This window comes from Streptomyces sp. ISL-12 (assembly GCF_018614415.1).
Taxonomy (GTDB): Bacteria; Actinomycetota; Actinomycetes; order Streptomycetales; family Streptomycetaceae; genus Streptomyces.
The window spans coordinates 1-10665 of sequence record NZ_JAGGOO010000173.1; the positions used below are offsets into that span (position 1 = coordinate 1).

At 70.7% G+C, this 10665-nt stretch carries 13 protein-coding genes; 7 read left to right on the forward strand and 6 right to left on the reverse strand.

Annotated elements, in window-relative coordinates; genetic code table 11:
• Window positions 1-74: 74 nt before the first annotated feature.
• Window positions 75-512 (reverse strand): alternative ribosome rescue aminoacyl-tRNA hydrolase ArfB, encoded by a 438-nt coding sequence (gene arfB, locus J7I94_RS35615; protein ID WP_215174144.1) that lies wholly within the window; start codon window positions 510-512, stop codon window positions 75-77.
• Window positions 513-666: 154 nt separating this feature from the next.
• Between arfB and J7I94_RS35620 the strand changes: the two genes are divergently transcribed.
• Complete coding sequence (locus tag J7I94_RS35620) at window positions 667-1242, forward strand: TerD family protein (protein WP_215174146.1); 576 nt, start codon at window positions 667-669, stop codon at window positions 1240-1242.
• Between the two features lie 63 nt (window positions 1243-1305).
• On the opposite strand, the gene J7I94_RS35625 is transcribed toward J7I94_RS35620, so the two are convergent.
• The gene (locus tag J7I94_RS35625; RefSeq protein WP_215174148.1) at window positions 1306-1776 is read right to left on the reverse strand and encodes an ATP-binding protein; all 471 of its coding nucleotides are present in this window, start codon (window positions 1774-1776) and stop codon (window positions 1306-1308) included.
• Between the two features lie 223 nt (window positions 1777-1999).
• Here J7I94_RS35625 and J7I94_RS35630 point away from each other — a divergent pair, with 223 nt between their 5' ends.
• Both J7I94_RS35630 and J7I94_RS35635 read left to right on the forward strand, forming a co-directional pair.
• Window positions 2000-2854, forward strand: coding sequence for a DUF5753 domain-containing protein (locus tag J7I94_RS35630; protein WP_215174150.1), 855 nt, complete (start codon window positions 2000-2002; stop codon window positions 2852-2854).
• 11 nt (window positions 2855-2865) lie between these two features.
• On the forward strand, window positions 2866-3048 hold the full coding sequence (locus J7I94_RS35635; protein WP_215174152.1) for a DUF397 domain-containing protein: 183 nt from the start codon (window positions 2866-2868) through the stop codon (window positions 3046-3048).
• Window positions 3049-3152: 104 nt separating this feature from the next.
• Here the strand turns inward: J7I94_RS35635 and J7I94_RS35640 are convergent, their stop codons facing one another.
• Window positions 3153-3851 (reverse strand): tectonin domain-containing protein, encoded by a 699-nt coding sequence (locus tag J7I94_RS35640; protein WP_215174154.1) that lies wholly within the window; start codon window positions 3849-3851, stop codon window positions 3153-3155.
• A 245-nt stretch (window positions 3852-4096) separates the two neighbouring features.
• Between J7I94_RS35640 and J7I94_RS35645 the strand changes: the two genes are divergently transcribed.
• The gene (locus J7I94_RS35645; protein ID WP_215174155.1) at window positions 4097-5074 is read left to right on the forward strand and encodes a threonine/serine dehydratase; all 978 of its coding nucleotides are present in this window, start codon (window positions 4097-4099) and stop codon (window positions 5072-5074) included.
• 180 nt (window positions 5075-5254) lie between these two features.
• Here J7I94_RS35645 and J7I94_RS35650 read toward each other — a convergent pair whose 3' ends face one another.
• The 3 genes from J7I94_RS35650 to J7I94_RS35660 are packed head-to-tail and all read right to left on the reverse strand — an operon-like array spanning window position 5255 to window position 7693.
• Window positions 5255-6049 (reverse strand): ABC transporter permease, encoded by a 795-nt coding sequence (locus J7I94_RS35650; RefSeq protein WP_215174157.1) that lies wholly within the window; start codon window positions 6047-6049, stop codon window positions 5255-5257.
• Window positions 6046-6996, reverse strand: coding sequence for an ATP-binding cassette domain-containing protein (locus tag J7I94_RS35655; RefSeq protein ID WP_215174159.1), 951 nt, complete (start codon window positions 6994-6996; stop codon window positions 6046-6048). Before J7I94_RS35655 ends, J7I94_RS35650 begins: the two co-directional genes overlap by 4 nt.
• Window positions 6997-7021: 25 nt before the next feature.
• Window positions 7022-7693 (reverse strand): DUF4097 family beta strand repeat-containing protein, encoded by a 672-nt coding sequence (locus J7I94_RS35660; RefSeq protein WP_215174161.1) that lies wholly within the window; start codon window positions 7691-7693, stop codon window positions 7022-7024.
• A 228-nt stretch (window positions 7694-7921) separates the two neighbouring features.
• On the opposite strand from J7I94_RS35660, the gene J7I94_RS35665 reads away from it, so the two are divergent.
• Genes J7I94_RS35665 through J7I94_RS35675 form a run of 3 tightly spaced genes read left to right on the forward strand, consistent with a single transcriptional unit; the run spans window position 7922 to window position 10652 of the window.
• Window positions 7922-8644 (forward strand): helix-turn-helix domain-containing protein, encoded by a 723-nt coding sequence (locus J7I94_RS35665; RefSeq protein WP_215174163.1) that lies wholly within the window; start codon window positions 7922-7924, stop codon window positions 8642-8644.
• A 52-nt stretch (window positions 8645-8696) separates the two neighbouring features.
• A complete protein-coding gene (locus J7I94_RS35670; protein ID WP_215174165.1) occupies window positions 8697-10103 on the forward strand; it encodes a M1 family metallopeptidase in 1407 nt (468 codons plus the stop codon).
• Window positions 10104-10154: 51 nt separating this feature from the next.
• Window positions 10155-10652, forward strand: a complete 498-nt coding sequence (locus tag J7I94_RS35675) for a hypothetical protein (RefSeq protein WP_215174167.1) — start codon at window positions 10155-10157, stop codon at window positions 10650-10652.
• The last annotated feature ends 13 nt before the right edge of the window (window positions 10653-10665 follow it).

The following is a 10665-nucleotide window of genomic DNA, read 5'->3' on the forward strand; positions in this document are numbered from 1 at the left end:
GTCGGCGAGTGACGACAACGCCGCAGATGCGCGTGCCAGACCCCGCGTCTGCGGCGTGATCCAAACGACAGGCCCTAGTCCCAGCCCTTCCCGGAGCGCCCCCGCTTGGTCTGGGCGCGCTGCTTCTTCTCCCGCAGCCGGCGCTCGTTGATGCCGCGCGGGACGCGGGTCGGGCGGCGGGGCCTGGGCGGCGGCGCGGTCGCCTCGGCCAGCAGGGCCGCGAGGCGTACGGCGGCGGCCTCGCGGTTGCGCCACTGGGAGCGGTGCTCGGAGGCGCGGACGGTGACGACGCCGTCGGTCAGCCGCCCGGCCAGCCGCTCCAGCGCCCGCTGCTTCCACACCTCGGGCAGCGCCTGGGTGCGGGCGAGGTCGAACCGCAGCTCGACCTGGGTGTCGGTGGTGTTGACGTGCTGCCCGCCGGGCCCGGACGACCGCGAGAAACGCCAGATCAGCTCGGCCTCCGGGAGGGAGACGGAGCCTCGGACGACATGCGGGCCGGACATCGGGGACATGCGGTCCATGGTCCCGCCCCCGCGGGGTCCGCGTCACCCGATTATCCGAGTAAAGAAAGTAAAGCGAGCTGGAACCTTGCGTACCCCCCTCGTCGTTCTTGGGGGTAGCTGTAACTTTCTTGCCGTACGCACACGAGGGAAGGGACTCCCAACAATGGCTGTAAGCCTGTCCAAGGGTGGCAACGTCTCGCTCACCAAGGAGGCTCCGGGCCTGACCGCCGTCACCGTGGGCCTCGGCTGGGACGTCCGTACCACCACCGGCACCGACTTCGACCTGGACGCCTCCGCGATCGCGGTCAACACCCAGGGCAAGGTCTACTCGGACGCCCACTTCGTCTTCTTCAACAACAAGCAGACGCCGGACCAGTCCATCGTCCACACCGGCGACAACCGCACGGGCGAGGGCGCGGGCGACGACGAGGCGATCAACGTCAACCTGGCCGCCCTGCCGGCCGACATCGACAAGATCGTCTTCCCGGTCTCGATCTACGACGCGGAGAACCGCTCGCAGAACTTCGGCCAGGTCCGCAACGCCTACATCCGCATCGTCAACCAGGCCGGCGGCGCGGAGATCGCCCGCTACGACCTGTCGGAGGACGCGGCGACCGAGACCGCCATGGTCTTCGGCGAGCTGTACCGCAACGGTGCGGAGTGGAAGTTCCGCGCGGTCGGCCAGGGCTACGCCTCGGGCCTCGTGGGCATCGCCCAGGACTTCGGCGTGAACGTCTGACGCCGCCCGTCCTTTCCGCCCTCGGCCCCGTTGAGCCACGGCTCGGCGGGGCCGAGGGCTGTGTCACGCCCGGTTCGGGGCGCCCACCTCGAACCACAGCAGCTTCCCGGTGCCGGGCCTGCCGGGCAGCACGTCCCCGAGCGACCAGGCACCCCATGTCTCGGCGTACTCCCGTACGAGGTGCAGTCCGCGTCCGCCGGGTGCATCGGGCGGCACGGTGCGCCTCCCGTTCGCTGCCGCGTCGGCTGCCGTGTCGGTGAAGGGCGCGGGGATGTGCGGGTGGCCGTCCCAGACGCCGACCCTCAGCCGCCCGTCGCGGAGGGCGGTGAGCCGCAGGGAGCAGGGTCCTCCGGCGTGCCGGTAGGCGTTGGTGACCAGCTCGGACGCCAACAGTTCGACGTCGTCGACGAGTTCATGCCGTCCGTGGCCGCTCAGCGCGGCCCGCACGGTCATACGTGCGACGCGTGCGGCTCTGGGGTCATGCGGCAGGCGGAGGGCGTACGCCCAGGTGTCGGGCGGGGATACGGTGCGCATGGAGGTCTCCGGAGTGAAGGGGGGTACGGCTCGCCCAATGGCCGCGCGCTTGCCGGTGGCAGTGCCTGGGGAGGTGCGCTTCCGATTTGCGGGGCGGGGCGTTGAGCGGTACTCAGACCGTAGGGCAGATGGTTAGATCCTTCTAACTAAATCCACTGAAAGCATCCATGTCTCACTCGTGTGAGGGACCGCGACGCCGCGACGCCGCCAGGGAGGAAACGCCGTGCCGCCCACCAACAGCCCCACGCTCCGACAGCGAAGGCTGGGCACAGAGCTGCGCAAACTCCGGGACCGCGCCGGGCTCACCGCAACCGCTGCCGCCGGACTTCTCGGCGTCAACCAGGCGCGCGTCAGCATGATCGAAACCGGCCGCACACCCATCAGCGCCGACTGGCTCCGATCCATGGCGCACGCCTACGACTGCAACGACGAGGAGCTGATCGACGCCCTCACGGCGATGACAGGCCGACGCACACGTGGTTGGTGGGAGGAGTATCGCGACCACGTACCGGTCGCCCTGGTCGATCTAGCTGAGCTGGAGCACCACGCCCACGGTTTCCGAGTAGCACTCCTGATTCACATCCCGGCACTTCTCCAGACGACAGATCACGCCCGTGCCCTTTTTCGCGCGGTGGTCCCACCGATGCGTCAGTACGAGATCGAGCACCGCCTCACTCATCGCATGAAACGGCAAGGCATCCTGCACCGGGCGAACCCGCCTCACTACACTGCGATCGTCCATGAAGCAGCACTTCGCATGGCCTTTGGCGGCCCGGCCGTCGCTCGTGGCCAGCTCAAGCATCTGCTCGACATGAGCGAACTTCCCCATGTCACAGTCCGGGTGATCCCCTTCGGTGCGGACAACTTCCCAACCTCTGGTCAGTCCTTCGACTACATCGAGGGTTCTGTCGCACAGCTCGACACGGTCCAGTTGGACTCACATCACGGGGCGTGCGAATTCCTTGACGCGGACGCCCAGTTGATCAAGTACCGCGCTGTGCTGGACCGCATGGAGTCCTGCTCCTTTGACCCCGCCCGGACACGCGACTTCATCCACCACCGCATTCAGGACGTATGAAGGAATCAACCATGCGAACCCATGCCTGGCAGAAGTCAACGTACAGCGGCGACGGCTCGAACTGTGTCGAGATAGCCGCCACCCCGACCGTGATCCTGGTCCGCGACTCCAAGGCCCTCCCGGGGCCGCACCTCACCTTCCCGCCTTCCGCGTGGGCGGACTTCCTGTCACACGCGGCGAAGTCGAACCGCTGAGCATTCGTCCGCACCCTGTTTCCGCCAGGAACAAGGCGGGCCGGTCACGCCTGAGGGCGTGACCGGCCTGGGATCCGGCGACGGGTTGCCGACCAGGGTGTGGGTCAGCCGGGCAGGTCGCCGGTGTAGCGGTAGATGTTGCCGGCGGAGTTGACGCCCCAGACCGTGCCGTCCGCAGCCGCCCCGATGTCCGCCAGTCCGCCGGGAATCTGCACCCACGGACTGGCGTCGTTGTTGGTGTAGCGGTAGATGTTCCCGCCCGCGTTCACCCCCCAGACCGAGGTGCGGGAGCCTGCCGAAATCGCTTTGAGCGCGCCGCCGATCTGCTTCCAGTGGCCGCTCTCCTGGTCGCCGGTGTAGCGGTAGATGTTGCCGGCGGAGTTGACACCCCAAACGGTGCCGTCCGCACCCGCCCCGATGTCCGTCAGCGCCCCGGGAATCTGCACCCACGGGTTGGCGTCGTTGCCGGTGTAGCGGTAGATGTTCCCGCCCGCGTTGACACCCCACACGTTGGTCCTGGACCCGGCCGAGATCCGCACGAGCGCGCCGCTGATCTGCTTCCAGTGGCCGCTTTCCTGGTCTCCCGTGTAGCGGTAGATGTTGCCGGCGGAGTTGACGCCCCAGACCGTGCCGTCCGCAGCCGCCCCGATGTCCGCCAGTCCGCCGGGAATCTGCACCCACGGACTGGCGTCGTTGTTGGTGTAGCGGTAGATGTTCCCGCCCGCGTTGACACCCCAGACATTGGTCCTGGACCCGGCCGAGATCCGGACGAGCGCACCGCCGATCTGCTTCCATTCGGCCATTTCGCCGGCTCCTTTTCGTCGGGAATCGCTCCACGGAGACGCTCCCGTGAAGGAACGATTCAGCAATCGAACGAACGTGGGGCGTGTTCTTGTTTTTGTCTGAAAAGTCGCGTTTACCGGGCGCGTCGCATGTCCGGGCCGGGGCAGTACGCCTCAGAGGTACGCCGAAGGGTGACCTGAACAGAGGTCCCTGATGTGGGTTACTCACGGGCACCCCGTTGACGCCGGGTCTACGCTGCTGTGCCATGCGGGAGACGCGTCTCGACACTGCGCGGATCCGGGCGGCTCGCCGGGTGATCGACCCGGTCTTTCTCGACACTCCGCTGTACCGCTGCGAGGCGTTGGGGGCCGGTCTCGGGTGCGCGGTGAGCATCAAACTCGAAACGGCCAACCCGGTCCGCAGTTTCAAGGGCCGTGGCACCGAGCTGGTCGCGAGCCGGCTCGCCGACGAGGGGCCGCGCGCCGTGGTGTGCGCCAGTGCGGGCAATCTCGGTCAGGCCCTCGCCTGGTCCGGTCGCGTCCGGGGGCTCGACGTCACCGTCGTGGCGTCGCGCTTCGCGACCGCGGCCAAGCTCGACCGCATCCGCGCGCTGGGCGCCAGGCTGGAGCTCGTGGACGGTGACCACGAGGTGGCGCGTGAGCGGGCGGCGGCCATCGCGCGCGGCGCGGGGGTCCGGCTGCTGGAGGACAGTCTGGACATCGAGACCTGTGAGGGCGCGGCGACCATCGGGCTGGAACTGGTCGACTCGGGGGTCGCGTTCGACGCCGTACTCGTCGCTCTCGGGGGCGGGGCACTGGCCACCGGCGTGGGGCATGTGGTGAAGGCACTGGCGCCCGGGGCCGAGGTGATCTGCGTCCAGCCGCTGGGCGCCCCGGCGATGACGCTCTCCTGGCGCGGGCGGCGCGTCGTCACCACCGACTCGACCGACACGATCGCCGACGGCGTCGCCGGCCGGCGTCCCGTCCCGGCCGTGCTGGACGACCTGCTCCTGGTCGCCGACGACGCCGTCCTGGTCCGGGAGGCGTCGATCATCGCCGGTATGCGGATGCTCCTCGACCACGCCGGCCTCGTCGTCGAACCGTCGGCCGCGCTCGGTGTCGCGGCGATCCTCGAAGACCGCGCCCGCTTCGCCGGCCGGCACGTGGTCACCGTAGTGTGCGGCGGCAATGTCGACATGGACGCCTATCACCGCTGGGTCGAGGCGGCTCCCGGCCAGCCCTGAGTCCCGACACCGACCGAACCCACCCCCTGAAAACCGTGAACAGTTATGCGTACAACTGCTCACGGCTTTCAGGGCCGACACCGGGCGGCTCGCGGTGGTGCGCGGCGGTGGCTACGGCGAGACCCCCCGGCTGGTGCTCGGGGGGTCTGCGTCGGGTGGGGCCGCCGGGGGCCGGGGGTGTCACCTCGGGTCGGTGTTGAACTTCGCGGCCGACCAGAAGTAGCCGAGGACCGCCAGGCCGACGCACCAGGCGAGGGCGAGCCAGCCGTTGGGGCCGATCTCCGTGCCGAGGAGGAGGCCGCGCAGGGTCTCGATGGCCGGGGTGAAGGGCTGGTACTCGGCGACCGGGCGGAACCAGCCCGGCATCGAGTCCAGCGGGACGAAGGCGCTGGAGAGGAGGGGCAGGAGGATCAGGGGCATGGCGTTGTTGCTCGCCGCCTCGGCGTTGGGGCTGACCAGGCCCATGCCGACGGCGATCCAGGTGAGGGCCAGGGCGAAGAGGACGAGGAGTCCGAAGGCCGCCAGCCACTCCAGGGCGGTGGCGTCCGTGGAGCGGAAGCCGATGGCCACGGCGACCGCGCCGACCAGGACCACGCCGGCCACCGACTGGAGCACGCTGCCGACGACGTGCCCGACCAGGACCGACCCGCGGTGGATGGCCATCGTGCGGAAGCGGGCGATGATGCCCTCGGTCATGTCGTTGGAGACGGAGACCGCGGTGCCGATCGTGGTGGAGCCGATGGTCATCAGCAGCAGGCCGGGGACCAGGTAGGCGATGTAGGCGGAGCGGTCCGCCTCCCCGCCGCCGATGCCCGCGCTCATCACGTCGCCGAAGACGTAGACGAAGAGCAGGAGCAGCATGATCGGGGTGAGCAGGAGGTTGAGGGTGAGGGAGGGATAGCGGCGGGCGTGCAGGAGGTTGCGGCGCAGCATCGTGGACGAGTCGCGCACGGCGAGGGCCAGGGGGGTGCTCATCGGACGGTCTCCTCGGTGTGGGTGGCGGGGCCGCTGGTCAGGGCGAAGAACACGTCGTCGAGGTCGGGGGTGTGCACGGTCAGCTCGTCGGCCGCGACGCCGGCCGAGTCCAGGCGGTCGAGGACGGCGCGCAGGTCGCGCTGGCCGCCGTCGCTGGGCAGGTGCAGGGCGAGGGCCTGGTCGTCCCGGGCGGTGCCGGGCAGGGCGTCGGCGGCCCTCGCGTACGCCACCGGGTCGGTGAAGCGGAGCCGTACGTGGCCGCCGGGGACGAGCCGCTTCAGTTCGTCCGCGGTGCCCTCGGCGGCGATCCTGCCGTCGTTCAGCACGGCGATGCGGTCGGCGAGCTGGTCGGCCTCCTCCAGGTACTGCGTGGTGAGGAAGACGGTCACACCGCCCGTGACCAGCTCGCGGATGATCTGCCACATGGTGTGGCGGGAGCGGGGGTCGAGGCCGGTGGTCGGTTCGTCGAGGAAGATGATCCGCGGGCTGCCGACCAGGGTCATGGCGATGTCCAGGCGGCGCTTCATGCCGCCGGAGTAGGTGGAGGCGGGCTTCTTCGCCGCGTCGGTGAGGTCGAAGCGGGCCAGGAGTTCCGCGGCCACCCGCCGGCCCTCCCCCTTGGGCAGGTGGTGCAGGTCGGCCATCAGGAGCATGTTCTCCTCGCCGGTGATCAGTCCGTCCACGGCGGAGAACTGGCCGGTGACGCCGATCGCGGCGCGTACCGCCCGCGGGTCGGCGGCCGGGTCGTGCCCGCCGATCCGCAGCTCTCCGGCGTCGGCGCCGATCAGGGTGGAGAGGATCTTGACGGCGGTGGTCTTGCCGGCGCCGTTCGCGCCGAGCAGGGAGAAGACCGTGCCTTCCGGGACGGCGAGGTCGACACCGTCGAGGACGGTCTTGTCGCCGTAGGACTTGCGCAGCCCGTTCGCCGCGATGGCCAAGCTGGTCATGAGTGGTCCCCCAGAGCAGGTCGGGTCACAGGCTGCGAGCGGTGATGTCGCCGTGACCGGTGGTGGCGTGGATGGTCAGGCCGGCGGCGGCGCCGTCGGTGTTCTGGAGCGCGTTGTGGATACGGCCGTGGCCGGTGCCGGCGTCCAGGGAGGCGGAGACGCCGCGGGCGGCGCCGACCTCGATCCCGCCGGACTCGGTGCGCAGCGTGACCGTGCCGCGTACGGCCTCGGTGACGCGCAGGTCGCCCCGCTGGGTGCTGATCTCGGCGGGACCGCCGAGGCGGCCGACGGTGACGTCGCCGTCGAGGACGGTGAGGCGGGCGCTCGCGGTCTCGTCCAGCTTGACCGGGCCCCGCGCGCCCTCGATGGTGACGTCGCCGAGCCGTCCGACGCCCCGGAACTCGGAGGCGGCGGCCGTCGCCTCGACGTGGGAGCCGGCGGGCAGCTGGACGGTCACCTCGACGGCGCCGGAGGGGCCGAAGGCGCGGTTCGTCGCCGGGGCGGCCGCGATGCGCAGGACGCCGTCGCCGTACTCGACCGTGGTCTCCTCGGCCGCCTTCACGTCGCGGCCCTTCGAGGCGTCCGCCGGGAGGACCTCGACCGTGGTGTCGGCGCGGTCGGCGGCGATGAAGCGGACGCGGCCCGCGGGGATGTCCAGGACGGCGGAGACCGGGGCGGGGGTGGCGAACGTCTGCATGGTGTTCTCCTTCGGTGCGTTCCTTGTTTCCGACATTGGAAAAGCTACGTTGCGTTCATAGATTGCGCAACATACTCGTTGCACGTATTCATTGTTTACGCTGGTCAGAGCAGCCATTTCATTGCAACGAAGGGGTGAGTAACGCAACGGCAGCTCCTTCTCTTCGTTGCAATGAGGTGAAGCTGAAGCTATGGTGGGGCGCACCACGGACCACGAAGGAGACGCCCGATGCCGGGAGGCAGGCTCACTCAGCAGGAACGCCAGCAGATCGCGCTGGGGCTGGCCGACGGCCTCGCCTACGCCGAGATCGCCCGGCGTCTGGACCGGCCGACCTCGACCGTCACCCGCGAGGTGATGCGCAACGGCGGCCCGGCCGGCTACCGCGCCGACCTGGCCCACCGCGCCACCGAGCACCGCACCCAGCGGCGCCGGCGGGCCGCGCCCCGGGGGACGGAGGCGGTGCCGCAGCCGCACGGGCGCGACGGCGAGGCGGTGCGCGCGTACGAGGAGATGTTCACCACCGTCCTCATGCAGGCGGGCACGCCCAAGATGATGGCGCGGGTGCAGGCCGCCCTGTACATGACCGACACCGGCAGTCTCACCGCGGCCGAGCTGGCCCAGCGGCTCGGCGTCAGCCCGGCGTCCGTCTCCAAGGCGATCGCGTTCCTGGAGGGCCAGGGTCTGGTGCGCCGGGAGAAGGACGAGCGGCGCCGGGACCGTTATGTCGTGGACGACGACATCTGGTACCAGGCGATGATCGCCAGCGCCCGGTCCCTCGTCCAGGTCATCGAGGTCTCACGGCAGGGCGTCGGCGTCCTGGGCCCCGGCACCCCGGCCGCCGTCCGCCTGGAGAACATCGCCCGCTTCCTCGACTTCGTCGGCGAGAGCATCACCCGCGCCGCCGAGCAGGGCCGCGAAGTGCTCCACACCAAGCCCGCGGCCACCCCCTGACCGGCCGATTCCCGCAGGCCGTCCCCCCACCTGCTCCCCATAGGCTCACGACGTGCGCACACCTTGCCCCCGCCCGCTCGTCGTGGCCGCCGTCCTCTCCCTCACCGCGCTCACCGCGTGCGGCGGGGTGCACGGCAGGCCCGGCGGCAGCGGTGTGCGCGACCCGTACTTCCCCAAGGCGGGCAACGGCGGCTACGACGTCACCCACTACGGCCTCGACCTCGCCTACGACCCCGACGACCACCACCTCACCGGTACCGCGACGGTCACCGCGCGGGCGACCGCGGACCTGTCGGCGTTCAACCTCGACCTCGACGGGCTGCGGGTCGGCACGGTCGAGGTCGACGGCCGGGACGCCCGCTTCCAGCGCGCCGGGCAGGAGCTGACCGTCCGGCCGCCGGAGGAACTGGACGACGGCGACACCTTCCGGGTGACCGTGCGCTACGACGGCGAGCCGGAGACGATCACCGATCCCGACGGTTCGAAGGAGGGCTGGCTGCGCACCGCCGACGGCGCGCTGGCGCTGGGCCAGCCCGTGGGGTCGATGGCGTGGTTCCCGGGCAACCACCACCCCTCCGACAAGGCGGCCTACGACATCGCGGTGACCGTGCCCGAGGGGCTGCGCGCCGTCTCCAACGGCGAACCGGCCGGCGAGCGGACCGCGGACGGGCGGACCACCTCCACCTGGCGGACCAGCGAGCCGATGGCGAGCTACCTGGCCACCGTGGCCGTCGGCGAGTGGCGCGTCGACCGTTCCCGCACCGCGGACGGGCTGCCGGTGTTCACGGCCGTCGACCCGACGCAGGCGGCGGCGAGCGAGGACGTGCTCGAGCGGATTCCCGAGGTCCTGGACTGGGCCGGCGACCTCTTCGGCCCGTACCCGTTCTCCTCCGCCGGCGCGATCGTCGACCGCCCGTCCGACGTCACGTACGCCCTGGAGACCCAGAACCGGCCCGTCTTCCCCGGTGCCCCGGGCATCGTCCTGCTCGTCCACGAACTCGCCCACCAGTGGTACGGCGACTCCGTCACCCCGAAGACCTGGCGGGACATGTGGCTCAACGAGGGCTTCGCGACGTACGCGGAGTGGCTGTGGCAGGAGGACCACGGCGGTGACACGGCACAGGAGACCTTCGACGCGCTGTACGCCGGGCGCTACTTCGCCGGTACGGAGGCCAATGCCGCGATCTGGGCGTTCCCGCCCGCCGATCCGCCGGACGCGGCGCGGATCTCCGGCGCCCCCGTCTACCAGCGCGGCGCGATGGTCCTGCACAAGATCCGGCAGCGGGCCGGCGACACCGCCTTCCGCGCCCTGCTGCGCGGCTGGGCGGCGGAGCACCGGCACGGCAACGCGGACACCGGCGACTTCACGGCGTACGTGGAGCGACGGCTGCCGGACGAGGACTTCACGGAGGTCTGGGAGGAGTGGCTGCACGGGGACGGCAAGCCGGACCGGCCGTGACCGGCGATGCGGCGTGCCGTGTCACCAGCAGCGCCGTGACACCATCAGGGCGTGCTCGACATCGGCTACGCCCTCTCCCACCGCTTCCCCGACCCGCCGCAGACCGACTACCGGCGGGCGGATGTGCGCGCGCTGCGGCACGACCTGTTCAGCGGGGACGTGTACCTCGCCGACACCAAGGCCGACCGGGAGATCTCCACAGCCTGGGGATGGGTGCCGGTGCTGGACTTCGCCTGGGCGCTGTGCGACATCGCGGAGCGGATCGACCGGGACCCTGCGGGCTCCCGGGCGGCCCGGCCGCAGCGGGCGGAGCTGGACTTCACCGAGTCCAGCGACCGACTGCTGTTCGAACGCCGGTTCGGCTGGGTCGACATCGAGGCGGAGTGGCTGCCGGTCAGCGAACCCCCGCTGTCCTTCTCCCACGCCGAACTGCGCCGGGAGGCCCGGGACTTCCTGCACGACCTGATCGCCGACCTGACCGACATGCACGAGGACCTGGCGGACAATCCGGCCGTCTGGACACTCCAGGCCCGGTTCCCCCGCGTCTAGGGCCTGTCGTTTG

Bases quoted from the DNA above. Each gene is read 5' to 3' on its own strand.
- J7I94_RS35625 (WP_215174148.1), bottom strand. From the start codon at position 1,776: ATGCGCACCGTATCCCCGCCCGACACCTGGGCGTACGCCCTCCGCCTG.
- arfB (WP_215174144.1), bottom strand. From the start codon at position 512: ATGTCCCCGATGTCCGGCCCGCATGTCGTCCGAGGCTCCGTCTCCCTC.
- J7I94_RS35635 (WP_215174152.1), top strand. From the start codon at position 2,866: ATGCGAACCCATGCCTGGCAGAAGTCAACGTACAGCGGCGACGGCTCG.
- J7I94_RS35650 (WP_215174157.1), bottom strand. From the start codon at position 6,049: ATGAGCACCCCCCTGGCCCTCGCCGTGCGCGACTCGTCCACGATGCTG.
- J7I94_RS35655 (WP_215174159.1), bottom strand. From the start codon at position 6,996: ATGACCAGCTTGGCCATCGCGGCGAACGGGCTGCGCAAGTCCTACGGC.
- J7I94_RS35645 (WP_215174155.1), top strand. From the start codon at position 4,097: ATGCGGGAGACGCGTCTCGACACTGCGCGGATCCGGGCGGCTCGCCGG.
- J7I94_RS35620 (WP_215174146.1), top strand. From the start codon at position 667: ATGGCTGTAAGCCTGTCCAAGGGTGGCAACGTCTCGCTCACCAAGGAG.
- J7I94_RS35640 (WP_215174154.1), bottom strand. From the start codon at position 3,851: ATGGCCGAATGGAAGCAGATCGGCGGTGCGCTCGTCCGGATCTCGGCC.
- J7I94_RS35660 (WP_215174161.1), bottom strand. From the start codon at position 7,693: ATGCAGACGTTCGCCACCCCCGCCCCGGTCTCCGCCGTCCTGGACATC.
- J7I94_RS35665 (WP_215174163.1), top strand. From the start codon at position 7,922: ATGCCGGGAGGCAGGCTCACTCAGCAGGAACGCCAGCAGATCGCGCTG.